The sequence below is a fragment of the Bacillus sp. NS1 genome, assembly GCF_058248265.1.
The window spans coordinates 917,242-942,813 of record NZ_JBZAZF010000003.1 but is presented as its reverse complement, the minus strand read 5'-3'; the positions used below and the strand labels follow the sequence as shown (position 1 = coordinate 942,813).

24 protein-coding genes and 5 pseudogenes are annotated in these 25,572 nt (G+C 37.9%); 9 read left to right on the top strand and 20 right to left on the bottom strand.

All coding sequences use genetic code 11. The features are described 5' to 3' along the window. Positions 1 to 199: 199 nt before the first annotated feature. Positions 200 to 631 (bottom strand): hypothetical protein, encoded by a 432-nt coding sequence (locus AC4CV5_RS15520; protein ID WP_490923149.1) that lies wholly within the window; start codon positions 629 to 631, stop codon positions 200 to 202. Positions 632 to 786: 155 nt separating this feature from the next. Continuing rightward, positions 787 to 1,503, bottom strand: a complete 717-nt coding sequence (locus AC4CV5_RS15515) for an NPP1 family protein (protein ID WP_166852293.1) — start codon at positions 1,501 to 1,503, stop codon at positions 787 to 789. A 253-nt stretch (positions 1,504 to 1,756) separates the two neighbouring features. On the opposite strand from AC4CV5_RS15515, the gene AC4CV5_RS15510 reads away from it, so the two are divergent. Further along, the gene (locus AC4CV5_RS15510) at positions 1,757 to 2,440 is read left to right on the top strand and encodes an SOS response-associated peptidase (protein WP_166852290.1); all 684 of its coding nucleotides are present in this window, start codon (positions 1,757 to 1,759) and stop codon (positions 2,438 to 2,440) included. 392 nt (positions 2,441 to 2,832) lie between these two features. Here the strand turns inward: AC4CV5_RS15510 and AC4CV5_RS15505 are convergent, their stop codons facing one another. The 3 genes and pseudogenes from AC4CV5_RS15505 to AC4CV5_RS15495 all read right to left on the bottom strand — a co-directional run bounded on the left by AC4CV5_RS15505 (position 2,833) and on the right by AC4CV5_RS15495 (position 5,199). Continuing rightward, positions 2,833 to 3,135 carry a hypothetical protein gene (locus AC4CV5_RS15505; protein ID WP_166852287.1) on the bottom strand — a complete coding sequence of 101 codons (303 nt, stop codon included), beginning with the start codon at positions 3,133 to 3,135 and terminating at the stop codon, positions 2,833 to 2,835. 319 nt (positions 3,136 to 3,454) lie between these two features. Continuing rightward, positions 3,455 to 4,633, bottom strand: a complete 1,179-nt coding sequence (gene oxdD, locus AC4CV5_RS15500; RefSeq protein ID WP_490923148.1) for an oxalate decarboxylase — start codon at positions 4,631 to 4,633, stop codon at positions 3,455 to 3,457. Positions 4,634 to 4,714: 81 nt separating this feature from the next. Next, positions 4,715 to 5,199 (bottom strand): annotated as a pseudogene (locus tag AC4CV5_RS15495) (DUF4944 domain-containing protein). A gap of 253 nt (positions 5,200 to 5,452) precedes the next feature. Between AC4CV5_RS15495 and AC4CV5_RS15490 the strand changes: the two are divergent. Further along, positions 5,453 to 5,708, top strand: a pseudogene (locus AC4CV5_RS15490) (hypothetical protein); the annotation flags it as partial. Between the two features lie 104 nt (positions 5,709 to 5,812). Here AC4CV5_RS15490 and AC4CV5_RS15485 read toward each other — a convergent pair. From AC4CV5_RS15485 to AC4CV5_RS15475, 3 genes and pseudogenes are all read right to left on the bottom strand, one after another. Beyond that, positions 5,813 to 6,011: pseudogene (locus tag AC4CV5_RS15485) on the bottom strand (hypothetical protein); the annotation flags it as partial. Between the two features lie 129 nt (positions 6,012 to 6,140). Then, positions 6,141 to 6,635, bottom strand: coding sequence for a YozF family protein (locus AC4CV5_RS15480; protein ID WP_166852281.1), 495 nt, complete (start codon positions 6,633 to 6,635; stop codon positions 6,141 to 6,143). A 49-nt stretch (positions 6,636 to 6,684) separates the two neighbouring features. Continuing rightward, positions 6,685 to 7,599 (bottom strand): VanW family protein, encoded by a 915-nt coding sequence (locus tag AC4CV5_RS15475; protein ID WP_166852278.1) that lies wholly within the window; start codon positions 7,597 to 7,599, stop codon positions 6,685 to 6,687. Positions 7,600 to 7,955: 356 nt separating this feature from the next. On the opposite strand from AC4CV5_RS15475, the gene AC4CV5_RS15470 reads away from it, so the two are divergent. From AC4CV5_RS15470 to AC4CV5_RS15460, 3 genes are all read left to right on the top strand, one after another. Then, positions 7,956 to 8,438 carry a DUF2975 domain-containing protein gene (locus AC4CV5_RS15470; protein WP_166852275.1) on the top strand — a complete coding sequence of 161 codons (483 nt, stop codon included), beginning with the start codon at positions 7,956 to 7,958 and terminating at the stop codon, positions 8,436 to 8,438. A 10-nt stretch (positions 8,439 to 8,448) separates the two neighbouring features. Then, positions 8,449 to 8,664 carry a helix-turn-helix domain-containing protein gene (locus AC4CV5_RS15465; RefSeq protein WP_166852272.1) on the top strand — a complete coding sequence of 72 codons (216 nt, stop codon included), beginning with the start codon at positions 8,449 to 8,451 and terminating at the stop codon, positions 8,662 to 8,664. A 114-nt stretch (positions 8,665 to 8,778) separates the two neighbouring features. Continuing rightward, positions 8,779 to 9,570: a DUF817 domain-containing protein gene (locus AC4CV5_RS15460; RefSeq protein ID WP_490923146.1), complete on the top strand. Its 792-nt coding sequence runs from the start codon at positions 8,779 to 8,781 to the stop codon at positions 9,568 to 9,570. A gap of 242 nt (positions 9,571 to 9,812) precedes the next feature. On the opposite strand, the gene AC4CV5_RS15455 is transcribed toward AC4CV5_RS15460, so the two are convergent. Next, complete coding sequence (locus AC4CV5_RS15455) at positions 9,813 to 10,685, bottom strand: LysR family transcriptional regulator (protein WP_490923145.1); 873 nt, start codon at positions 10,683 to 10,685, stop codon at positions 9,813 to 9,815. A gap of 100 nt (positions 10,686 to 10,785) precedes the next feature. Between AC4CV5_RS15455 and AC4CV5_RS15450 the strand changes: the two genes are divergently transcribed. Beyond that, positions 10,786 to 11,664, top strand: a complete 879-nt coding sequence (locus AC4CV5_RS15450) for a DMT family transporter (RefSeq protein ID WP_490923144.1) — start codon at positions 10,786 to 10,788, stop codon at positions 11,662 to 11,664. Positions 11,665 to 11,963: 299 nt separating this feature from the next. Here the strand turns inward: AC4CV5_RS15450 and AC4CV5_RS15445 are convergent, their stop codons facing one another. From AC4CV5_RS15445 to AC4CV5_RS15430, 4 genes are all read right to left on the bottom strand, one after another. Continuing rightward, positions 11,964 to 12,128: a hypothetical protein gene (locus AC4CV5_RS15445; protein WP_148961642.1), complete on the bottom strand. Its 165-nt coding sequence runs from the start codon at positions 12,126 to 12,128 to the stop codon at positions 11,964 to 11,966. 84 nt (positions 12,129 to 12,212) lie between these two features. After that, positions 12,213 to 12,677 carry a hypothetical protein gene (locus AC4CV5_RS15440; RefSeq protein WP_248601941.1) on the bottom strand — a complete coding sequence of 155 codons (465 nt, stop codon included), beginning with the start codon at positions 12,675 to 12,677 and terminating at the stop codon, positions 12,213 to 12,215. Between the two features lie 695 nt (positions 12,678 to 13,372). Next, a complete protein-coding gene (locus AC4CV5_RS15435) occupies positions 13,373 to 14,263 on the bottom strand; it encodes a CPBP family intramembrane glutamic endopeptidase (protein WP_490923142.1) in 891 nt (296 codons plus the stop codon). A gap of 242 nt (positions 14,264 to 14,505) precedes the next feature. Continuing rightward, positions 14,506 to 15,135: a type 1 glutamine amidotransferase family protein gene (locus tag AC4CV5_RS15430; protein WP_490923141.1), complete on the bottom strand. Its 630-nt coding sequence runs from the start codon at positions 15,133 to 15,135 to the stop codon at positions 14,506 to 14,508. A 352-nt stretch (positions 15,136 to 15,487) separates the two neighbouring features. Between AC4CV5_RS15430 and bla the strand changes: the two genes are divergently transcribed. After that, a complete protein-coding gene (gene bla, locus AC4CV5_RS15425) occupies positions 15,488 to 16,408 on the top strand; it encodes a class A beta-lactamase (protein WP_222143406.1) in 921 nt (306 codons plus the stop codon). A gap of 56 nt (positions 16,409 to 16,464) precedes the next feature. On the opposite strand, the pseudogene AC4CV5_RS15420 reads toward bla, so the two are convergent. Beyond that, a pseudogene (locus AC4CV5_RS15420) lies at positions 16,465 to 16,653 on the bottom strand (hypothetical protein); the annotation flags it as partial. 373 nt (positions 16,654 to 17,026) lie between these two features. Beyond that, positions 17,027 to 17,647, bottom strand: a complete 621-nt coding sequence (locus AC4CV5_RS15415) for a lytic polysaccharide monooxygenase auxiliary activity family 9 protein (protein WP_166852254.1) — start codon at positions 17,645 to 17,647, stop codon at positions 17,027 to 17,029. Between the two features lie 673 nt (positions 17,648 to 18,320). On the opposite strand from AC4CV5_RS15415, the gene AC4CV5_RS15410 reads away from it, so the two are divergent. Next, positions 18,321 to 18,824, top strand: a complete 504-nt coding sequence (locus AC4CV5_RS15410) for a DinB family protein (protein ID WP_166852251.1) — start codon at positions 18,321 to 18,323, stop codon at positions 18,822 to 18,824. A 419-nt stretch (positions 18,825 to 19,243) separates the two neighbouring features. Here the strand turns inward: AC4CV5_RS15410 and AC4CV5_RS15405 are convergent, their stop codons facing one another. The 4 genes and pseudogenes from AC4CV5_RS15405 to AC4CV5_RS15390 form a co-directional block, all read right to left on the bottom strand. Beyond that, on the bottom strand, positions 19,244 to 19,756 hold the full coding sequence (locus AC4CV5_RS15405) for a GNAT family N-acetyltransferase (protein WP_222142979.1): 513 nt from the start codon (positions 19,754 to 19,756) through the stop codon (positions 19,244 to 19,246). 815 nt (positions 19,757 to 20,571) lie between these two features. Further along, the gene (locus AC4CV5_RS15400; protein ID WP_166852246.1) at positions 20,572 to 20,751 is read right to left on the bottom strand and encodes a hypothetical protein; all 180 of its coding nucleotides are present in this window, start codon (positions 20,749 to 20,751) and stop codon (positions 20,572 to 20,574) included. A 190-nt stretch (positions 20,752 to 20,941) separates the two neighbouring features. After that, complete coding sequence (gene ppsA, locus AC4CV5_RS15395) at positions 20,942 to 23,551, bottom strand: phosphoenolpyruvate synthase (protein ID WP_490923140.1); 2,610 nt, start codon at positions 23,549 to 23,551, stop codon at positions 20,942 to 20,944. A gap of 371 nt (positions 23,552 to 23,922) precedes the next feature. Beyond that, positions 23,923 to 24,263: pseudogene (locus AC4CV5_RS15390) on the bottom strand (hypothetical protein). 458 nt (positions 24,264 to 24,721) lie between these two features. On the opposite strand from AC4CV5_RS15390, the gene AC4CV5_RS15385 reads away from it, so the two are divergent. Continuing rightward, positions 24,722 to 25,072 (top strand): DUF2200 domain-containing protein, encoded by a 351-nt coding sequence (locus tag AC4CV5_RS15385; protein WP_222142981.1) that lies wholly within the window; start codon positions 24,722 to 24,724, stop codon positions 25,070 to 25,072. A 165-nt stretch (positions 25,073 to 25,237) separates the two neighbouring features. Here the strand turns inward: AC4CV5_RS15385 and AC4CV5_RS15380 are convergent, their stop codons facing one another. Then, complete coding sequence (locus AC4CV5_RS15380; protein WP_248601942.1) at positions 25,238 to 25,438, bottom strand: hypothetical protein; 201 nt, start codon at positions 25,436 to 25,438, stop codon at positions 25,238 to 25,240. Positions 25,439 to 25,572 lie beyond the last annotated feature (134 nt).

The following is a 25,572-nucleotide window of genomic DNA, read 5'->3' as shown; positions in this document are numbered from 1 at the left end:
CATCTTTTCTCTACATCATTTAAACTGCAGAGACAAAAGAAAAGAAAGCTTGGCTCTAAATTTTTTTGCCCCCCGCCATAGATACCGATATCAGAGTTTTCTACGCATAAAAAACAATTGATCAATGCCCTTTTCATTCTTATCTTTAGACAGTAAAAAAAGGCCCCGTTTTTGATCGGCCTTCACATTCAAACTTTTATCAATATTCGTATACATTATCAAACTGATAACCGTATAAACCTTTAACTTTAACTTCTCCACAGTTCTGACCTTTCGTTAACTCTAAATAATGATTTTTGTACGGCATCGCTTCTGCTTGATCAGTTGCACTGAAATCGAAATGGTTGCCTGTGAAATCTTTCTCACTTAGCGTGATTTCATTTCCTGATAGAGACAGGCGAAATATTCTAGCATGAAGCGTGCATCCTTCTGCATCAAAAATTGTGAATCGATATCCGAACTGAGACGGAAACCTATTTGGATTTGACTCATCGGACATCATGAACTCTTTTTGATTTTCTGTCATCGTAAAACTTACTTTTTCCTCATTTTTCACAATAGCTGCTGAAGCATTCCCTGCATGGATTGTCATCAAAAACAAAGCTAAGATTAATATTAAAAACTTTTTCATTTTGTTTCCTCCAGCCTTTTTATTTCAATATATTGGAATTGGAAACTTTGATCAATATAAACTTTAATAAATAAGTCTTTGGGGTCAGTTTCCTGCATCCTGTCATGATAACGCTGAACCAATCTAATGACTGATCCAGCACCATACTTCATGAATTATCTAAACCATGCCTTTTCTAAATGATTCATGAAATTAGGATCATTAAAAGGGACATTCGCTTTATCGAAATCCGTTGTATTTAAAGCATCCCTCGCTGCCGGAGTTAAGTCTTCCCACCCAATTAATGGCTGAGTGCCCCCTACTTGATCACTAATATGTAATGCATGATTTAATGGCCATGTGCTATCGTAGGCAATTAAAGGATGTGTATCCTTCATATTCCTTTCATTTGGTTGAACATTTGTAAACTTTCCGTGTCCAGAGTATGCAATTGACAAAACTTTAGGATTTTGATTAGCCGGATTGTCGATCCAAACTACGATTCCTTCCCAGTCATGTCTATGCCCCAATCTTGGGGAAGCCTCATCCTTCGGAAAATACCAAGCATACATCATTGCCCACACATCGTTGTACCAGGTTGAACGTGAATAAACTTGTCCAGTATGTTTGCTGCAATGCCCTTCAGGCGCTCCAGTCGGCTCTAACCCGCCACTCGTATTGCCTTGTGCATCTACTGCCGGAAAGGGTACACAGCCGCTATAAACCTTCAAATACGGCTGGAACCGTTTCGCGGCTTTTTGAGAAATAGTCGTTGGGGTAACTTCATTGAACCCTACTACTTTGTCATGATCAATGACAGCAGCATCAACTGTTGGAACTAAGCTGATAAAAACGAAAAATGACATCAAAACAGCAAACCCAATTTTCTTCATTTCACTTTCCTCCTTATCGCATTAGTGTTGTAAAATCTATGCTATAAAGTTATTATACAAATAATGGAATAACCATTCAATCAAGTTTACAGAATCTTAAAATCAATAAACATAATTTGTACAATTGTTCTGACACTCTATTGAATAAAGGTTCGTCCCGCATTCCTTCTTTCCCATCGACCATTTCGCATTTTTGATTTTCATGTATCCAGCCTGTACAATATTCAAATAACCCAAAAAAAGGATGATGAACATGTGCGGCAGGTTTACTTTATTCTCTACATTTGAAGATATTATTGACCAGTTTGACATCGATCAATTTTTGCCTAAGGACGAATACCATCCAAGTTATAATGTCGCACCATCACAAAACATCCTGGCAATCATCAATGATGGAGCAAATAATCGCCTCGGCAAACTTAGATGGGGTCTTATTCCTCCCTGGGCCAAAGATGAAAAGATCGGCTATAAAATGATCAACGCTCGAGCTGAAACAATAACCGAGAAACAGGCCTTTCGGAAACCGCTTGTCAGCAAACGCTGCATCATTCCAGCCGACAGTTTTTATGAATGGAAACGGCTTGATCCCAAAACCAAAATTCCGATGCGGATCAAACTGAAATCATCCGCTCTTTTTGCGTTTGCCGGCTTATATGAAAAGTGGAAAACACATCAAGGGGACCCTCTTTACACCTGTACAATCATCACAACTACGCCTAATGAACTCATGAAAGATATACACGACCGAATGCCGGTTATATTGACTCATGATCAAGAAAAAGAGTGGCTGAATCCTCTAAATACAGATCCTGATGATCTGCAAAGCTTACTGCTGCCTTATGATGCTGATGACATGGAAGCATATCAGGTTTCACCTTTAGTGAACTCACCTAAGAATAATTCACCTGCGCTTCTTGATGTACAGAATCGTGTGTAGTGATGAAGCTACAATATAGGTTATGTAAAAAGCTTTGTTTCTTAGTGCAAATCCACTCTAGTTATAATGAATATTTAGTACATAGATCAATTAGGTCTTTTTATGCGGCGGATTTAAAATAATAATATTATGTAAACTATATATAAGAAATGTAAACTCCTTCAGATGATAGGGTTTACATTTCTTATTACATCTTAATCCTTTGCAGAAAAAGCAAAGTGTTTTGTAACATCTAGAATGAAAATCGCTTTACTTTTCAGTTTTATCGTAAAAAGAGCTGAAACACATTAAACTTATGAAGCCTGCAGCACCTATGATTGTAGATATGATATAAGCCCATGTGTGTAAATCTATACACTTCACCGCCTAAGAAATACATTATGATTTTGCCTTCAATTAAGGTCTTCTTCTTTCTTTTTCTTTTCAAGTTTAATACCTATAAAAATGTTGATGATTGCAGCTGGGAGATATAAAAATCCTACTCCCATAATGCCTGAAATTGTGCTTAAGCTTACTATGAAACTTTTTGTCATAACTTGACTGTCAATCAAAATGAGAAGTGTAATCAATCCAGCTAAAACACCTATAAACCAAGCATTACCAACAGCATAAGAATCATCCAGCACTCCTAGCCATTGCCCCAATATTGAGGTTCCAATAGCAGTAAAACTGGATATGAAAGTGAGTGCTTTCATTCCCGCCCCCCGTATTAAAGCCAATCTCATTTTACGTAATCAACTGATTGAATAGATAAAGATAGGCTATGAGATTTTTTGTTATAGCAAAATCGAATTTTGAAAATTGCTATAAATGGCCAACTAGAATGGTTATCATTTCCACACAAACATTTTAAAGCTCATCACTATACTACGCAAGCAGAAAAACCCTACATAACGTATACATAGGGATTAAATTACTGTTTATTGTATTCATGAAATACGCATGACCAAATTCTTCCTTATTACAGTTTTTATCTTAATAATATGAAAGCTGTTGTTTGATCGGTTACCTTCTTTACGTGCCGGGATATTTGACAACAGGGACCTTCTTCTTACGCAGAGAATCGAGCAATACTGATCCTGCATTCAAGTTACTTTGCACTAATTCTTTAGGCGTCAATGCCATCCACTGGTTAAGTGACACATCTGCATAGCGGTCACTTTTGAACATTTCTAAAAACCATAACGTTTCTGTACCAGTGTTTTGTATATAATGTCCAGCATTAGAAGGCACGTATCCAACGTCGCCTGCTCTATAATCAAATGTGCGGGCAGTCCCATTCCCGATAAATACTGTCATGCGTCCCTGTCCTGTCAGATAATACTGCCACTCATCGCTATTGGGGTGCCAATGAAGCTCTCTCATCGCGCCAGGCTCAATCTGAACAAGTGCTGCCGCTATGTTTTTAGAAATCGGGAAGTTAGAAGAGTCTACAATTCGTACGCTCCCACCCGGCGTTTGACTGGGGGTTTGATTCAACAACTCATATTTGAAGGGCAAGGGGACTTTCCCGTGGGGTGACTGAATGTCTTCACTGTCTATTGGTCCTGGCACATTCCCTTGATAGATATAGACTTGTTCTGAAGGAAGAGAGCGAAAAGCATTGTCCGGCACACCAAAATTTGCAGACAGAACATCTTTTGGCGTGTGTGCAAACCAATCTGAAATGGTTAACGTTGAAAACTCAGAAAAGTTTCCATCATCAAAAACGAGGAGAAATTCGCAGTGTTCCAACCCTTGAATAGAATGCGGAATTCCTGCGGGAAAGTACCATAGATCGCCAGGGCCAACATCAGCAATGAAATTTCGCCCCTCTTGGTCAACAGCGGTGATACGAGCCCGTCCCAAAAGCATATAAGCCCATTCCGCTTGTTTATGCCAATGAAGTTCGCGTACTCCTCCCGCAGTTAAGCTCATATTTACTCCTGCAATTGCAGTTGAAATCGGAAGCTGCCTGACGGTGATTTCTCGTGACCAGCCGCCGTGATCTAATTTCATGGGAGCATCTGAGAATGAAAATCTCAAATTAGGAATCATACCTTCGTCTGTAACAGGCGGAACAAGTATATTTGGATTTTGAATATCCCGCATCATATTTCGCGGACCCGCATCAATAGCTCCAGCTCCATCACTTCGAATAGGCTGCGGCACGTTTCTGTCTTCATGATTGATTGGTTGTTTTTCCAATAGCAAGCACCTCTTTAGAAATGAACAAGACTTTATTCCAGCCTATGCATGATCTTATATGGTTGTGCCTAGAATTCAGCAAATAAGCTATCTTTTATACCATGGCTTCTTATGTAATATGATTTCTTCTGTCTGTTTTTTCTGGCCTGTCTTTCACTCTACTTTCACTAATACATCATGTCCTATCACTTCATCTTCAGGCATATAATCAAAGGTAGCGATGTGGTCCTCCATGTGTCCTCCACCTGGCATTTCTTCACCAGTGATTCTGATAAGTCGTACTCATTTATGTTGTCATCTTGATATTTTTTGCCATCTACATACAGAGTAATTCTTTCAACAACAGTCCTTTTCTCGTCTTTCTTACTCCCCTGCCAATACAAATTTAGAAAGTAATTAGGTCCAATTGACGTCTTGTCTGATTTTTCAAGGTTAGAAACCCACAGTCCGCTTCTTCCGCTGCCCTCATATTTCACTTTGTTTCCTGAGATCATTACAATGATTGCTACGATGCAGATGATTAACAATACAGCAATTATCAACTTCCATTTAATGTTGTTCTTTTTTCTCATGATTTTCCTCACTTCCCTCATACTTAGTAGGAAAATGGGGTCAAAATGTTACTGATAAGAACTTAAATTAAAGCGTTACAGGGACAAGATTAAAACTTATAACATGCTCTTTAATGCATGTTTTGTTTCATTGAGTCAATTACCTTCAAAATGATTACATTCTTTAACAAAAATACCCTATGACTGTGATAATATCTTTGTGATATGAATTTGGAGACAGAGAGGTTTAGATGAGCAAGATTGCTTCAGAAGTTGCGATTTTGAGTTTGGCTACAATGGGGATCGTGATGTAAGAATAGGTTATTTTCACTCCGGATCATTTAATTGAGGCGGTATTTCAATTGTATCGCAAACAATGGATTGAGTCCGGGATGAAAATTGCTCATCCTGAAAATATACTAGAAGAATTAAAAAATGGGGGTTGTTTAAAATTTGAAGTTCTGTTGAAACAATTGAAAAACCTAAATCTCGACATAGAGAATTTTGAAATTAACGGCTTTAATGAATAACTGGGGTGCTTTTTTTGCTTTTTCAAAGGTGTAACAGTCTTTATCTTTACAATGTCAGGCTAAAATGCGCAGGAAGTGATTCAACTGCTTGTTCAATTCAATACTTCTCTATTCGTATTCAATAAAGACTTTATGATCCTCGACAAACATTTCACTTCCATCAGATAAGTGTATCCAAAAAGCTTCTTCTGGTTCTTCTCTATAGTCAAAAATTGCAGTAACTTTGACGTTTGACTCATCTTTGATTGGTTTTCCAACTGTTATTTTCGTTTTTTCCTCTGGCAAAGTAATGGATCTAATCATCAAAACCATCCCATCTTATCAGTTTTACTCTCCCTCTTCCCTTTCTTTGCAGTATGCTTAATGGTGATTCATCTCATCTATATAAGAAATATGAATATTTTATTTCTAGGACTGGCAAATTTATAACGCCTAATTAACGCCATCTTCAGTGAATTTAAATGTCTGTTTTAAATGGCGTCCTTCTTGCCCCTTTTGCGTCCATATAATAACAACTTCTAATTCAGAGGCTTTATCTGCCAGCATAAAATGCTTGAACCTCAACGGCGAGCCATCGTTTAAACTTTCAGCTAACGTTTTAGCATCCTCTTTATGTTTTACACAATTTTCATCGGGGCATCCAAAAAGTGAAAACCTTGTGATTGAATCAGGATCATTTCTATACAATTGCACATCCACCGTAGCTGCTTCTTTCCCAATATTTCTGACTTCCAAGGAATAAACATTATATTTCCCTTTCTTAGGTGCCGCAAATTCCTTTGCATTTTTTGCTTCACTTACTTCTACTGACCACTGTTCTGTTTTCTGTGTAATGGGCAACACCGTAAAAGTAAGGGCGTGCGCTTTTGATTGAACAAAAGTAAACGCAAATAATATTACATATAAGAAAAATAATACCTTCTTCACTTCATTTATCCCTCCTTTCTTTTTCATTCACTTGTCCAATAATGGTATCCTATTGCCGCTCGGCATTTATTTCTTTCGGTATTTGAGATGGGGCTTTAGGAACTTTTCTCAGTTGGTTATTGACCACATCAGAAGAGTATAGTGTAACAACCATACTTCCCCCATGCTGCTTTGCCCGGATTAGAATTGGCTGGTTATATTGATTTTCAAAGCGAAAGTCAGGACCTCCCCAGCTTACTGTAGCATCACGTCCAGGCGGAACATACGGCACGCTTCTTGTATGAGAATAGCGCTGAACGATTCGCAGCCCTGCGCGATCGACTGCATTAAATAGTGTAGATGATACTTGGCAAATTCCTCCGCCTACACCTTCAGACAACTCACCTTTTACGATAATGGGCGCGCTCTTGTATCCTTTGTCCCGAGTTCTCATTCCGACAACCTGGTTAAATGAAAATGTCTCATTAGGGAACACAACATGATTGTCAATCGCTTTGGCAGAAAGAGAAATATTATGTGAACGGCTTTTATTATTCGAATTAAAATATGTTACGTACTGACCGAGCCGCTGGGTACTGATGTGAGCAAGCATTTCGCTGTCCACTTTCGGATAAATGTTCAATTCCGGCACTTCTACCTTGGAGGGGCCTTGGCCATAGAAATAAGCATAAAACTTTGCCATAAATGCCTGTTGATACAGTTTGTAACCAACCCTGCCCGGGACGATGCTTCCCTGTTCGTTAAGCACAGCATTTTTCGGCTCCCGGTAAATTTGCCGATCCAGCTGTTCGATGAATTTACGGTACTTTTCATGGTCAATCATCGGGGTACCGGGAAGAGGCATTGTGAAATTTTCACGGTTAACAGTAGCAATCGTCCTTCCTTGCTGTGTGACCGTTAAGCTGTCAGGCGGCCCGCTCGGTTGAGCCAATAATAAAAGACCAGTGATCCAAATTTGTATCATAAGTCGGTTTACCTCCCGACCATTAGTATGAACAGCAGCTTATCCTTTGATGTATTTCTTTCCATCGTTTGTTTGAATATGTAGATTCACTTATTTTTGTGCAATAAAAAAACCCTTCAAGATCGAGTTCACACCAATTCCCCGAGCTGACTGAAGCACATGGTTCAATTCGTTTGCACAGGTTTAAACATGATAGAGCATCTCCCTGGAATGAGAAATGCTTTTTTTGTCTTATCCTAAAATGAAAAAGATCCCTTATAACAACAATAATATAATTTATTTCAATACTTTTTTATTGTAAAACGATAAATATCGTGTTACATTCAGAATGACAACAAATCAGTGAGGTGCTTTTTATGAATCGAGTCTCAACACTATTTTTAAAGATTTCCGTTATTCTTATTGGAATTCCGATTCTGGCTTTGTGCATTTTTGTGGTGCCTAAGATAGCCAATTATGCAGCAGAATTATTTCCTACTATCGTTTATATGAAATATCTTATTTTCATCTATTTGTATATGACGGCGATACCCTTTTACTTTGCTCTTTATCAAGCTTTCAAACTTTTAAGCTATATTGACAAGAACAAAGCTTTCTCTAAAATTTCCGTAAAAGCTTTAAGGAATATAAAACACTGTGCGGTCACAATCAGTATCTTATTTGCAGCAGGCCTGCCGATCTTTTATCTGATGGCCGAGATAGACGACGCCCCGGGTATCATAGTCATCGGATTGGTCATTATTTTTGCTTCAATGGTGATTGCGGTCTTTGCTGCTGTTCTTCAAAAACTCTTAAAAGAAGCAATTGATATAAAATCAGAAAATGACTTAACAGTCTGAGGTGATGAACATGGCAATTATTATCAATATTGATGTAATGCTTGCTAAAAGGAAAATGAGCGTAACAGAACTTTCGGAGAGAGTCGGCATCACAATGGCTAATCTTTCCATACTAAAAAACGGAAAAGCAAAGGCCATTCGATTATCAACCTTAGAAGCAATTTGTAAGGCTCTAGAATGTCAGCCCGGAGATATTTTGGAATACCAAAGTGAAGAAGACACATAAAAAAACAAAGTGATTTGGTGGTGATTCTATGGACGTAACCCTATCTCCATTTAGCTGCTATACGAAGCGTTCCTTACATATATTCAGAAAAACCCTTTGGAGGAATCGCACATCATGAGAGCCTTAAAACAACTCGTTCGTTTTGGTTGGGAACAGGCACTTTCATGTTTGTTTCCTTTCGTTATTTTTGCCTCTTTGGCTATTACACAACTCATCCCTCTTCCTTTTTTGCCACGGTATGACTGGCTGCTCATCATCTGTGTTCTCATGCAGTGGTGGATGGTGCGTTCCGGTCTAGAAACACGGGATGAATTAAAGGTGATTACATTGTTCCACCTTATTGGACTTGCTCTTGAACTTTTCAAAGTACACATGGGCTCCTGGTCTTATCCAGAAGAAGGATATTCCAAAATTTCCGGGGTCCCTTTGTATAGCGGGTTCATGTACGCAAGTGTAGCCAGTTATCTATGCCAGGCGTGGAGGAGACTTAAGGTTGAATTGGTTAAGTGGCCGCCGTTTTTTGCAGTTGTTCTGCTTGCTGCTGCAATTTATTTAAATTTTTTCACCCATCATTATTCAATTGACGTTCGCTGGTGGTTATCTGGACTTGTCATCATTGTCTTTTGGCAAACATGGGTCATATACGAGGTAAATGGAACCCGTTACCGTATGCCACTCGCACTTTCTTTTGTGCTTATCGGATTTTTTATATGGATAGCAGAAAATATCGCAACATTTTTTGGGGCTTGGAAATACCCAAATCAAACCGAGGCATGGAGTCTTGTTCATCTAGGAAAGGTGAGTTCATGGCTCTTATTAGTAATTGTCAGCTTTCTTATAGTAGCGACGTTAAAACAAGTTAAGGAACAGAATCCCACAAAGACAGAGATTGATGAACCTTTTTAGGTTGAAGTTCTCCTAGCGTATAAAGTACCAAATAAAATGAAAAAGCAACGTTCGAATTGTTGCTTTTTTCTTTTTTGTAACTCTACCGATGAGTATTCATTTTCCTCTAGGGTTTGCTCACCGTCTTTGGCCATCCTCTAAGAACATTAATAAAGTCTTCGAACTCTTTTTATAAAACGTCTTAAACTAGGAGTTTTTACGCTCCTCTTCTTGACTAGAGCCACCTTATTACGACTACGGATTCAGATGACGACAGCTTTCAATACCTTGATAAACTCATGCGCCGCCGGCGTTATTTCATCAAATGAGTGCGCGATGACGCCAATATCACGGGTAATCCTGGGAATGATGTCTTTTTTGATCAATTGATGCGGAACAGATGAAAGTGTAAAGTTTGAAATAATGCCTATGCCCAAGTTATTTTTGACCATATTGATCAAGGTTTCGGCATTTTGCACAGTCAAGTTTTCCTTTAATTCAATATGGTGCTGCTGAAACGTGTTTGACATTGCAATTTCATGACCGCCTTTGCAAAAAATAAGGTCATCTTGATATGTGTTGAGGTCGACATGCTTTTCCTGTTTTAATTCCTCATCTTGCGGAGGGATGACGGCCACCATATAGTCGTTACATAATAGTTGATAGTCAAACGGTTCAAATGGAGATGCCGCGATCCCAATATCAACCGTCCGATCCTGGACCCATCCTTTGATTTGATCAGAGGTCCCCTCGACCAATTCTATGCGGATCAGCGGGTAGTTTGATCTGAATGCCGCAATCGCCTGCGGCATGATATTTGTTGAAACAGCAGGAAATGAACCGATTTTCACCTTCCCGCTTAACAGCTTGTTTTCCCTGTTGGCTACTTGATATATTTTGCTTTCAATCCCCTTCATTTGCCTCGCCAGCAGCAAAATTTCCTTTCCGACGTCAGTCAGCACTAAACCATGATGTTTATCCCTGATCAATAATTTGAGCTGGAGCGAGTTTTCGAGGTTTTTTATCGCTTTGCTTACTGCCGGCTGAGAGATGAACAATTCTTTTGCCGCTTCTGTAATGTTCAATTTCTCCCCGACTTTTATAAATATGTGAAGATGGTTCATATTCATAACCATTTGGTTATACCCCCGATAATATAAATGTATTTCAGTTATATATAAATGTAACATATGATAGAAACCAGCACGATATTTAAACAAGAAAGGCGGCTTATTAATGGTAAAAGTCATACTGGGAATCATATCTGTCACACTTATTTGGGGCTATACTTGGGTTGCGATGAAAGTAGGAATTCATGACATTCCCCCGCTTTTGTTTTCTGCATTGCGTCTGTTCATCGGGGCGGTTCCTTTATTTCTCATTCTCTTCATTCAAAGAAAAAAACTTTTAATTGGAAAACAATATGTCAAAAGCTATATCATCATGAGCCTGCTGATGGGCCTGGGCTATATGGGGATCTTAACGTATGGAATGCAGTTTGTCGATTCAGGGAAAACCTCTGTTTTGGTATATACGATGCCTATATTTGTTACGGTGATCAGCCATTTTACATTAAACGAGAAAATGAATGTATATAAAACGATCGGGCTGATAAGCGGCTTCTTCGGACTTTTATTCATATTTGGAAAAGAAATGCTGAATGTCGATCAAAGCGCTTTATTTGGAGAACTGTGCGTCCTTGCGGCAGCGCTTAGCTGGGGAATTGCGAATGTGTTTAGCAAGCTTCAATTCAAGCATATCGATATCATTCATATGAATGCCTGGCACCTTCTGATGGGAGCCGTCATGTTGTTGGTGTTTTCCTTTATATTGGAGCCGGTCCATTCAGCCAAGTGGTCATATCAGGCGGTTTGGTCATTGCTGTTTAATGGTTTGCTTTCTACAGGCTTTACATTTGTCGTATGGTTTTGGGTGCTCAATCAAATCGAAGCGTCAAAAGCATCCATGGCATTAATGTTCGTTCCCGTTTTGGCTCTATTCTTTGGATGGTTGCAATTGCACGAACAAATCACCGTAAACATCATCATCGGCGCACTGCTGATATGCTGCGGCATTTTTATGAATACATTTAGATTTTCACGACAGAAAGTGTGAATTTTTAAAGCTAACTTTTTCCTTGTCGATGTTGGCCTCGTATGACAGGAGACGGCTTAAGAATGCGTCTTCTAGGATCCTGACGGCAGTCTATTAAACAATGAAAAAGCTAATGTCTGCATGTGAGACATTAGCTTTAATGGCTGGCGTTTAGGTTGATGAGCAAGTACTTCCGAGGTGCTTTTGTAATACAATTGTATAGTGCTTATATTTCGGCAAAATTCAAATAATAATTGCTTATGTATGATCAATTTTTTCCACCTTGAATTTTTCCAGCTGACCAAAGAGGATTTTTTTATCTAAAAAGCCTTAAATACTGAATTAAAGAAAAACATTAAGATAATGATGGCTAGTACAATAACAATCTCAAAAGTATGTGAACTGCTATCTTCTTTTTCTTGTTCAGTCTTCTCTCTCATTTGTTCCCTATATTTTCTTTGTATTTCATCCTTTTTCTTATCCATCTTACTCGACTCCCTTCAAAGTAAAGCCAAGCAATTCTGAATTAGTAAAAATCAATTATCATCTTTCACCTTCATTTTTTTCAATTATTTTTGTGAAAGGTAATTGAAATCACTGTTGCTAATATTGTTAAGCTTGATGTCTTTGTTTATCTCTAGTGCATATGGTTTAATGAAGTCCATAATAGGTGTCATATCAAAAGGAAAATCAAAGTCCAGCAACTCAGAATTGGTTTTATATACGTGTTCTTTAATAAAGAAGTGACAATCTGGTTTCATGTTTAACAGGCCATCTATAAAAGAAAAGGTATCAGCTGTAAAGTCATCAAGATATCTTTCTTCAGTGAATGCAATGACCTGAAGAAAGTTGGAGGAACCCTCGTATTCATTTTCATCCTCTATACCAATTAAAACTGGATTATCACACAGCTTTTCTTTTCTTTTTGAATCAACAATTAAGATATAACCATAAATATCTGAAGTTTCTATTTGTATTACCTGAAAAAACTCGACTTCATTTGTTCTAAGTGGCCTGTAAAATTTTAATTCCATATAAACCTCACTCTGAATAAAACGATTATTACTTTACTTTTATGCCACAATTCTTCTCTACATTCTTAAACAAAAAGCAATCTATTCAGACATACTCTTTAGTGTTTCCTTCTCTCATCTTTTTGTTAAGTTCGAAACCAATAAAGATATTGATAACTGCAGCTGGAAAATATAAAATTCCTGCACCCATAATTCCTATCACCGTACTTGATCCTACGATAAATGATTGCACTGCTACACTTCTTGCCTTCAAACTAAGTAACACAAAAATTCCCGCTATAACACCTATAAACCGAGCATTTCCCGGAATAAAGAAATCAGATAAGATCCCAAATATTTGTCCAACGATTGATAACAGGATTCCAATAAAACTGGAAAGCAAAACTAGTTTTTTAATGACCTGTCACCCCTTTTCAAAAATTTTTTCGTTCATCTACTTTAACCATTTTTACATATATTTTCCGGAATAACACCCCGTATAAACCCTTCAGCCCTTACTCTTGAATCAGCATTCTCTTTCCATTCAATCCATTATGGTCGCATGATAATTCGATTTTATAATGTTTGAAAGTCCTGTAAACAGTATCAAATGAAAAAATCTTTTTTACATAATATATTCTCATTCATAAAGGTTACCATTTTCACAGTAAACAATTCTATACTTTTGTGTATAAAACTTCCGTTTCATTCAGATATTAATCATCTTGGCCGTTTCTCTTATTTCTACGCTGCCAGCGAGCTACTACTGCAGGTATTAGCAGTAGAGTACCGACAATAAGCAACATAAAAAAGATCACAAACAGCGCTCCTACTCCTGGAATAATTTCTTCATAGGTAATAAAACGTTGATCCCCCTGCAGGACGAAGAACCGTGAATTTCCGAGAAAGGCTAGATGAAAGGCTATAGACGTCCATAAGCTTTTTGTTACAATACGCAGGAGTTGAAGGATGAATCCAAAAAACAACAATAAAACAATATAATCTAATGTGATAGCAGGTGATTCAATTCCTGCTATATATTGCAAACCACTTACTGTTAATGGTGCAAGCACAAATAAGATCGGCTGTAGGAGCAAGGCTATGAAACAATTAAATCGCCTGTTTAGAGCATAGTACACCGCCCCACGAAAAGTTAATTCCTCAGGAAAAGCTTCATAAAAGAAAGCGATCATCATGTTTAAGAGCAATACTGTAACTAAATGGGCAGAGAAGTGAAAATGTGTAATTTTGATCCAGCCCAATAAATGGGCGATAGCAAATCCAGATCCGGATAGGACAATTACATACATTGCTCCCATACTGGCTTTTGGTATGGCTTCCCGCCATCCAGAAAGTCCGATAGAGTAGAATGAACTACTAGAAAACCGTTTAAGAAGAATGTAGAGCAACGGGACAGTAATTAATGTTACTAAACCTGCTTGGATACCTTGCTGCAAAAGCTTGGAAGCCCCTGATTGGCGGGCCATTGTACCAATTAAAGTAGCAAAAAACAAAGCAAAAACGAACGTTCCCCAACTGAGCAAAATAGTTACCGACCATTTAAGATGATTGTTTTGTTTTCCGCTTTGTGTATGATGAAGTTGCATGTGGATACCCCTTTCCATCAGTTATATCAGCCTAAACAAAAAAGCAAATTATGCAACTTATATTTAAACTTTATTATCGATACGTGCTACATGCTGTTATTGTTTCAAATTTTTGTTTCACCCTACTTCCCTTCGGTTACGCGCTTTCTTTCTAATAAATAGACATATTCCATCATTCATGATTATTTAGACTTTAACAAAAAAATGCCCCTTCATTTCAGGGGCAATTGGTAATGATTCTATCAATTTATTGTATTCATTAACTCGAAGAAGTATTCAGGTTTATGGGTCTTATTCAGCTTATACCATAAATGCAATGTATCTGGTGCAAATACATCTAGTTTTTTCAGTACTTCCATCGCAAATTCCAAGGGAGCTATTCCCGATGCAGTTACCAAATTTTCATCAGATACTGCCGGTCTCATCTCGTAAAATGTTTCTCCTTTATAAGTAGGACAGACCATTTTCATATACTCTAAATCATTGCTTGTATGCTTTCTCGAATCTAAATAGCCATAATTCGCGAGACCCTCGGTTGCACCACAAATTGCAGCTACAATCGTGCCAAGCTCTAAAGCTTCGCCTACCTTTTTCAAGATCGGTTGATGAATCTCTTCTCCCCAAGTATTCCCTCCGGGTAAAATCAAAAGATCTTTACTCTCAAGAGTACACTCATCAAGAGAAATATCTGGTTTTATGCTTAGCCCTCCCATCGTCGTAATCATTTCTTTATTAACTCCTACTGTAACTACTTTTAATGGTGCTACACCTTTTCTAAAGTATCTCCCTGAATGAAGTTCTGCAATTAAATATCCATATTCCCAGTCTGACATTGTATGAAATACATAAAGATAAACGTTTTTTCTTTGCATCCATAACACTCCAATCATAATTGATAAAGCCCATTAGGATGAATTCGTGCCCATCCTTTTAAATAATGCCATATGGGTGGCAATAGGAACGATTATAAAAATCCCTTACTACACCTGCCCTATTATCAGTGATGTAAGATTTCACATGATGTTCACCTTTAAAATTCGTTTTCATCTATTTTCTTGTTCCTTCCTTTTTCCCTCATCGCCCCTGTTCTCTTAACATATTAGACATTAGAAAACGAGATAAATGATACGGTTTTGTCTAAGATTCATTGGAAATATATCGATTTTGCTCCTATTTTTGTGGTATTAATAGAAGGTGAATACAAAATCAACTTAGGGGGCCTTGATTCATTTGAAAAATAAAGCGACATTAAAACTTGGATTATGTATTGGACTTTTATGTTTAAGCCTTACTGGTTTCAAACCCTTTGACGGTTCAACGCATGCTGAAGCAAAAGCCATAGGAGACACAAAAATGACAAGCCGTATAACTAGTAAAAAATTTGTTCAGCTTGAGAAAAAATTTGATGCCAGGCTTGGCGTTTATGCAATTGACACAGGCACAAACAAGACTATCACCTATCGGCCGAATGAACGGTTTGCTTACGCATCAACCTATAAAGTTTTAGCCGCAGCTGCTGTCCTAAAGAAAAACCCAATTGATAAACTTAATGAAGTCATCCACTATAGCAAAGACGATCTAGTTACATATTCTCCAATCACAGAAAAACACGTAGATACAGGCATGAGCCTGAAGGAAATTTCAGAGGCTGCTATCCGTTACAGCGATAATACTGCTGGGAACATATTGTTGCAACAACTTGGCGGCCCTAAAGGTTTCGAAAAGTCACTGAAACAGATTGGGGATCATGTAACCAAAGCTAATCGATTCGAGACAGATCTAAACTCTGCCATTCCTGGAGATATTCGTGACACAAGCACCGCAAAAGCACTAGCAACCGACCTTAAAGCTTTCACTGTGGATAACACTCTCACGGCTGATAAGCGCACGATCTTAACTGATTGGATGCGGGGGAACGCTACTGGTGACGAACTGATTCGGGCAGGCGCTCCTATAGGATGGGAAGTCGGCGATAAATCCGGAGCCGGAAGTTACGGAACACGAAACGACATTGCTATCGTTTGGCCGCCTAATAGAGCTCCTATTGTTTTGGCAATCCTATCTAACCGATTTACGAAAGATGCTAGTTATGATAATGCTCTTATCGCTGAGGCAGCAAAAATCGTCCTTAACGATCTCAAATAGTAGCTGAAGACTCCTTTTTGGAGTCTTCTTATTCTGAAACCAGTTTATAATACTAAATGATATCTAATTAGTAGGTATCCCTCGGGGAAATCTTGGACTTCATTGTGACCAATCATTCCTTCTGTGCTAAGTAATTCAATACCATCAAACATTTCCATCCTATTATGTAGTAACAAAAACGCTTTATAATCATTAGGGAATGTACCACAATTAAAAACGGCTTTCTTAATACCATTGAGTGTCATGTGAACTACATTTCCTTCTTCCATAAAGCTCCTCCATTTAAATTACCCTACTAAATTTCACCATATAAAAGATTCTAAGAGGTAATTGAGAGGTCTAAATGAAGCATATACCAAAATACTTTTGGAGTACACTTCTATTAGGGTTAAAAAAGATCGGCAGATGCACGAACATCAAACCGATCTATAGCTCCCTTAGAAGCTTTACAGCTTCCCATTTGATTGTGGAACTCCCATACTCAAACAATTTGTGTTCTCCCGGTTCCGTTACATTTTTCTTTGTTATTACAGTCAACACTTCACTAACCGATACACTAACCGCTTTCTCCATATAGTCATAACTGGTGTTAGCTATTAAAACCGTAGAGGTTCAACATCACCGTAAGATGTTTACATCAATTACGTTATAAAAGGCATTAGAAGTATCCGCAACATCCCACACCCCTAGAATGACATGATAACCACTGCGATCAGTTGGTACATAAATCTTATGAGAAAGATTAGTATCAGCCTTTGAACCATCGTGATCTACAGTTCCAATTAATTCAAACTCATCTCTAGTTAAAGGTTTATTGGGATTCCAACCTTTCTTGGTTATATAATAGTGCCACTTTGATGTTGCGTGAGGAGCAGTATAGTGCCAAGTAAAGGTGTTTAGGCCCCCGCGCATGTTTTGTTTTACCCAATAATCTGCAGTCTGCCTGTCTAATCCAAAGTCAATTTGCCCCGAGCCTCCATTTGCTGATGCAATTTTCCCATCTGGTGGACCCGCAGATGGAAACCCTTTTGGCCCTTCTACCGATTGAGGACTATCAATTACGGAACCATATTTTTGTGCAGCCGCCGTCCAACCAATTATTTGTTTTTCTAATGACCCCATGTACGCTCGACTAGCCGGTTCTTTTATATACCCGTGTGCAGATACATCACCTGCAAATAAAGTACCACCAACACCTAGAACAGCAGTTAGAACAGCACCCTTGATAAAACCCTTCATTACTAACTCATTCCTCCCTTTGTTGTAAAATTTTTCTCTTTCCTACTATAATAATTCATTACATGTGAGGTAATCTCCTTCTTTATTTATGATCACGTGAAATTTAAAGAATTACACGTTCCCCAGCTCCTTTGTTCTTCAGCTTATTGACAAACACTCTTTGCATATAGCTTTCCATTTTAGTCACAGATACGAACACCCTATCAATCTTTTGGAACTCTATAAAACACAAATCATCTGCAATATCATTTAACCCTGCGCTTGATATGTGTTCTGCATATTCTCAAGGTATTCTTGTATGGATTCTTCTACACCTATTATTAATAAAACACTGCAACCCTGAATCAAAAACTGCAGCTGGGTTCTTTACTTGTTATGTACTTCTCCTGAATCGTCTCTAATTAGAAGTAAGGCTGTTCCCCTTTCTCTTTAAAACAGTTGTTTTATTCAGAACCCTTGTAAAAAAGGAATTTTGCATTTCAACATCAAGCAAATCTTATTTGACTTCCTTATCATTTAGGTTGGTTTTGAATGTAGCTTTGAATTAAAGTTGTGACGATTATAAGAATGTCGCAATGCCTTTTAAAGTTCTGTTCTTTTTATCTAAACGTGACATTATAATTGAACTACAGGTTTACAGAAAGAAAACAAAAAAATTATAAGGAGGATTTTTGTGTTTCAAACCTTAAATCATTTTTTTAAATCTTGGGAGTTCGAAGCCGATGCAACACAAAGAATACTAAATTGTCTAACTGATGAATCACTTAAACAGGAAATAACTTCACAAAATTGGACTTTAGGCCGCATTGCTTGGCATACTGTTGCTGCCATTCGTATCATTACCTCAAACACAGACTTAACGTTTCACGCTCCAGCTGAAGATTATCCAGTTCCTTCTTCGGCCCAGTTTATAGCAGATAGTTATCATCAAGCCAGTAATGCATTTGTACAGGCAATAAAAACCCAATGGACTGACCATACACTTCAAGAACGAATCAACTTTATTGGTCAACAATTGCCAAATGGCTCACTTTTGATGTTTTTAATTCAACATCAAAATCACCATCGAGGACAAATGACTGTTCTTATGAGACAAGCAGGGTTAAGCGTTCCAGGTATTTATGGTCCAGCAAAAGAGGAATGGACAAAATTTGGTTTGGAACCCCCGCAAATGTAAATCAAGTGATTAAATAAGATGTTAACCAATTACATTATAAAACATGTTTTGATCAATCTTTTTTCAAAACATGTTCTTTCCTTTTTGTTCATTTATCAATATTGTTAATAACATAAATTTGATTAAGTTTTATTCCAAACTTAGACTAACTAATATTGCTTGCGTGACCAGGATTAGGTGACTATATTCGACTTCTATCGTTTTCGTTGAGATCGGCTTTTCACATTGTTTACACTTTATTTGACATTAACTTATTTTATCCATATTGCTCATGTCTCTTTTTATTGAGATTCCTCATAAAAAAAGCGCTCTGCTTGCTGCAGATGCGCTTCATCTCTCAATATTTTGTATCGCCAATGTTGCTGCATTCAATAATAGAACATTTATTGAAGAGGTAAGACTTAAAAGCTCTTAATAGTTCATTTCCACTCTTCCTTTAAAATTGCGTAATAATATTCATCCCACCATTCATTGCCTTTAGGAATACACTTTTTAAAAAAGCCTTCTCTTCTCATTCCAATTTTCTCCATAACTCGGTATGATGGAATATTCTCAGGTTGACACGTAGCTATAATCCTATGTAAGTTCATTTCTGTAAATCCATATTCCAAGATGGCTTGTGCTGCTTCAGAAGCATACCCTCTATTTTGATAATTTGGATTAAACACCCACCCAATCTCATATGTATGTTCACCAAAATACTTATAAAAAACAATATGGCCTATAAGACAATCTTCATCTATTAGTACTACAGGAAATTTTTCAGCCTTATCACCTTTGTTTTTATTTACAAATTCTTTTGCATCCTCTTCAGTAAAAACCCCTTCTGGTATATACTTCATAACATGAATATCTGATGTATACTCATATACAGCTTGCCAGTCTTTGAATTCAAATTCACGTATCAATAACCTTTTTGTTGTTATATACATTATAAAGTAGCTCCCATCAAAAATACTTCAACTTAATCTTTATTCGATATTAAGACAACAATAACCTCTTTAAATACTATCCTTATTCAACAATCTGGCCCTTACTTGAACAACAAAGGGGAGGTTGCCTCAGCTATATCTTCTTGTAGCTTCTGCATACGCACACCTTTAATTGGTCTAAATCTTGTTCTCCTGCTCTAATTGTTTCACTTACCGCTTTAATAATTCGGATAATCTCGTCTTTATTATTTTCATCATACTAAACCTGCTTTGCAGAAGGGCTTTTTATCTGCTGTGACGGAGTGTTTCAATCCGCTCACGAAATGTTGCATTATTATATAGTATAGCCTTTGCCACTCCATCGCTCGCTAGCCATACTATTAAAATTAATACCTTGATTGGTCTAACAAGCCTATTAATCAGCCTCATCTACCACTCATTTTTCATCCCATATGGAAAACTAAGGTATAATTTCCTTTCAAACACAGAAGGCGGATTTCCGCAGCTGCGACACCAGCAAAGAAATTGTTCGCTTTACTTGTTCCTCTTTTTGTGACTTTTTTTGATGAGAGTTGGTAACATGGATACTCAATTTATTGACACTATAAGCAACATTACAACACTAGCAGATATTCATGAAATCCTTGCTATACTAGGTGTCAACTTGAATGTTTGAATTATCCTTAAACCAGAACAAGGACAATCTATATTCACCCTCCATATTTATTTCCTTAATTAAAACTATCTTTCAATTAAATTTTTTTCAGTTTACATTCTCAAAATCTGTAGACGTACAAACATAAAGTTTCCCATACTCACTTTTTTATGGTGTAATCGTCTTTACCTACAATCATTTTTCCCTCTAAAGTATCAATCAAAAGTCCATCATACTCATCAGAGAGTAATGGATCGCCCAGAAACTCTTCAATATCTGTATAATTTTCACCCGTACACTGAATAGCATCGACAACAACTGGTTTCTTTCTGTATTTCATTTGACAATACTCTTTTCTTTAAGAACCATAATGTAAGAACCCTCCAAATCTAGAGAGTTCTTTTATAATTGATAAATGTACCAACTGCATTATGTTCGTTGTCCATCGTCTTTCGTTTGTTGAATAAGGCTATTGATGATTTCAACGTACTTTGCTCAACTCTCATTTTCCTTTGAGCAATAGACAGCAATTACAATATTTCGATATACCCTTCTGTACCATGCACCCGAATTCGTTGCCCATCTTTTATCAGTTGGGTAGCATTCTCCACTCCGACAACTGCTGGTAAGCCATATTCACGCGCGATAACTGCTCCATGGGTCATCAGTCCGCCAACTTCGGTGACTAGGCCTTTTATGGATACAAACAATGGTGTCCAGCTAGGATCAGTATAGGAGGTGACTAATATATCTCCATCCTCTAGAACAGCGTCTTTCATGTTTAAGATGACACGTGCCCGCCCCTCTATAACTCCGGAAGAAACAGCCAGGCCTGCAATAGCATCGGCTGGGAGATTTTCCTGATTATACTGCCCTGTAATGATTTCACCGTCAGAGGTAATCACACGCGGTGGAGTTAGTTTTTCATATAATTTGTACTCCTCTTTTCGTTTGCTGATGATCTGGTAATCTAGTTGATTGGTGCGTACAGCTTGGTGAAGTTCTTCAAACGTGAGATCAAATATGTCTTCTTTTTCATGGATAAGACCCGCTTGTACGAGTCGTTCGGCTTCTTTCAGTAAAGCCTGCTTATAAACGAAGTAGCGATGAACCATGCCGTATTTTGGATACTCCCGGTAACCGCTGAAATTCCGGATGATGTCGATCATTCGTTTGGTTTCTTTGGCTTTTTGTTCACCATCCGGTAATTGCTTCAATCGGTCTAATAACTCTTGTTCTTTCTTCAAAGCCTCCTGCCGCCCTTGCTCAAATTTCTGATGGCTGGCATTAGGCTCAAAGTTTTTGATATTATTCAGAATCATGGGGACAAGTGTAGTTGGTTTTTCGCTCCAACGAGCTCTGGAAATGTCGATTTCTCCGGCACATCGCATTCCATATTTACTGAGATAATCATAGATAGCGTCCAGAGCCTCCTGTCCACCCTCCAGTTGAAGCAGTTCATCCAAACAGTCATCCTCTTTTATATGCTGTAAATAATTAATGACTTCCGGATAAGGACGAATCACATCTGCGACATCCATTAACGCCAAACCCATTTCCGAAGTAATATTGCCCGGTACAGATTGAGAAAGCGTATCTGCTGCGTTTTTTTCACCCAACCACTTGTTCATATGTTCATTGACCCAACTTGAAGCATCCATAGCGGCTTTAATCACAGCCGAACTTTGCGGATCAAATAAAATCTTCTTTAATTGCTTGAGATCTTCCAGGATAAAATTAAATAAATCGGCTCCCGATTTCGTTTGGATAGTTTGTTTTAACTCTTCTATCGATGTTTGACTGCGCTTCATCAAATCAGAGACGATGGCCGGATCGTTTTCGATTTGTGCTTGAGCACCCGCAAACGGAATACCTTTACGGCTTTGACCGAGATTCTGTTCTTTTTTATCATTTGGTAACAATTTTATAAAGTCCCGCTCTATTATGGTCATGAGTGCGCCTTTTATGAGCGGATCGGATTCCATGGTATTTAATAAAGTTTCCCGGCCGACAGTTGTAGCCAGCCAATGTGCAACATCAACAAACAACCTCCCGCCGGCTATACGCATAGGTGCAGGAGTAATTAACAGGTAAAAAGACAACCCCAATGGTTTTATGGGATCTGTCATCATTTGCTGATGACCAACAGAAATATAGACGTGATTTTCTTGATCGCCGGTTTCAGGGATAGGGTATAAAGTCGTGACTGGCCGACTCTGGACAATATAAAATGTATCATCAGCCAAACACCATTCGATATCTTGCGGCTGACCGAAATAAGCTTCGATCTGTCTTCCGATGCATGCTAATTGTAAAATTTGTTCTTCAGTAAGGGTTTGAGTCATTTGTTGATCAGGATCAATCTGCCTTCTCTCTGTTCCGCCCTCTTTACGTCCATAGATAGCCAATTTTTTGGTTGCTATCCTCCTCTCGACGATTTCCTCATCGCGGACTTTATAATTATCGGCAGATACCAAACCGGAGACCAACGCTTCTCCAAGTCCAAAACCGGCATCAATGGATAGCAGCTTTCGGTTGGAGGTAATTGGATCAGAGGTGAATAAAATCCCTGAAGCCTGCGGAAAAACCATCTTTTGAACGATAACTGATAAATAAACTTGCCTGTGATCGAAACCATTCTGCATACGGTAGATGACCGCGCGGTCCGTAAACAGTGAAGCCCAACATTTGCTGATATGCTGCAAGATCTCATCTTTGCCGATAATATTTAGATAGGTGTCTTGCTGACCGGCGAAAGAGGCATGTGGTAAATCCTCAGCCGTCGCACTGGACCGCACTGCGTAGGCATGTTCCTCGCCTAACAGAGAGAGATAATGAGTAACTGCTTTTACAACGTCAGAAGGAATTTCCACTTCCATAATGATTTGCCGTATCTTCCTGCTGATTTCACCAATTTGGTCTCGATCCTCTGCTTTTAGCATGGTTAGTCGATCCAACAAAACATGATACATTTCGTTTTGTTCGATGGCTTTTTGGTATCCCACTGTTGTAACACAAAATCCTTCCGGTACTTGTATCCCTTGAATTTTTGATAATTCCCCTAAATTTAACCCTTTTCCCCCAACGAGCAAAAGCTGTGTTTTTTCCATTTCGTGAAAATCAAGAACCAAAGAATTCATTCTACATCTCCCCTTCAAAAAAAATTGACGAGAGCTTTCCAGCATGATATAATAAAAATATAAGATGGGTATTTATAACTTTTTACACAGAAAGCGCACGCGGTCTGATTATATCACCGTGTCTGTTTTTGTGCAATACAAAAAGAACCTGGGCAATTTCACCAGGTTCTTTCTTCATTTCCCGCTACCATTAGTACATAAAAAAACTTTGTTCGAGCCGACTCCGTTACTGCATAATCCCCTAAAGAAATCCTGAATTAGTTTTTGTATAAGGAAGTTCTATTTATTTGAGACTCATAGTGTTTAAAATATACAGCCTGGATATACTTATTTCGAATAATAAGTTCCGATCCATATTCAACATACAACTTTTATTTTGGGTATTGTTTCGATATTAAATTTTTATAAGCCTTTATAGCTTTGTTTTTCGCAACAGCATATTATCTTTGTTAACCATGCCTCTAAGTTGTAAGCTTTTCTGATAATATCTAATACCTGCGAATCCATTGCATAAAGGCTACCTCCACCATTTAATCTCGATTTCCAATAATCTAAAGACTTATTAAGGTCAAGTGAGCTTTTTTTATTCTCGGGCTCAACTACCTCATTTTTTCTGAGAGCTGAATTATTTCCTCCATACCCTTCTGTAGCAGCTGCAGAATGCTAAGAATTTCGGATCTTTGGTTACATCATAATTAGATGTGCTAATCACCTTGTTCACTCTCTTTCAAAATCAATTTTTGGCTGTAAATAAAGTGCCTGAACGCAATGCTAAATGCTCGGAGCTTTGGTTTGATTAAAGTTAATGACATCCCAAACAAAATCGTTTCCTTCAGATATTTTTCCCGTAATTTGCACATGATAAAGGTGGTGACGCTTCTCCTGCTATGGTTTTTGGTGAATCAATGAAAGCGAAAGCTACTACTGCTAGAAGAACAAGCAGTACATATGTAATTCTCTTCTTCATTTTCTAAATCCCCTTGGAACAAGTTTACTTGTAAATGCCGTCAACCGAATGGAATTGTTTGATAATTGACTAAAGGGGTCTTTTAGAACTAGGCTACTTCTATAACTATGCGAGGGAATCTTGACACTTACAAACGGCTACTTTGTTTGTACTCAATATATTTCGTGATATATTAAAGAAAACCATACAAGCGAGGAGAAATCATGACCAAACATCAGATCTATACAATGAGTATCGCAAGGGTCTATCCCCTTTATGTTACGAAGGTGGAGAAAAAAGGACGTACGAAAACAGAAGTAGATGAAATCATCCGTTGGTTAACAGGATATAGCCAGGAAGAGTTAGAAGCGCAACTGGAAAAACAGACAGACTTCGAGACCTTCTTTGCGGAAGCCCCCCAACTGAATCCTTCACGAGCTTTGATCAAAGGTGTGGTCTGCGGTGTCCGAGTGGAAGACATCGAAGAACCAACTATGCAGGAAATTCGTTATTTGGATAAGCTGATCGATGAGTTAGCAAAGGGAAAAGCGATGGAGAAGATTTTGCGGAAATAATTTTTTGTTTAATGTTTAACGCATTAGAAACATTATTGAGCAATGGGTGTTACTAATTTGTCAACTCTTGATTAATCATTTGCTAATTAAATTCAAAAGACCGCACTGTAAAATACAGTCAGTGTGGTCTTTTGTCATCAAAATAAAATTTTAATGGAAAGTTTGTTACCACAAATGCAAAGTAAGAAACGAAAGCGCCCATGCTAATATCCCGAACATTACAAAGAACCTAAGAAAAGTTTCATATTTTGTAAGTCTTCGTTCTCTTTTTATTTTACTCAATCTCCAATAAAGGGCGTAGCCGGAGAACAATAAAATTATTTGTCCAAGTTGCGACACAGATTCTAAAAATTCTATACCATTCATTGATTTTCACCTCGTTTATTGAGAAAAGTTATATTTTTATTATCTCAGATGAAAAACCACTTCCAACGATTTAAGTAAAAATAAGTAATCTGTAATGTGTCTAATGGTATAATAAATGATGTTTTCTGTATTCA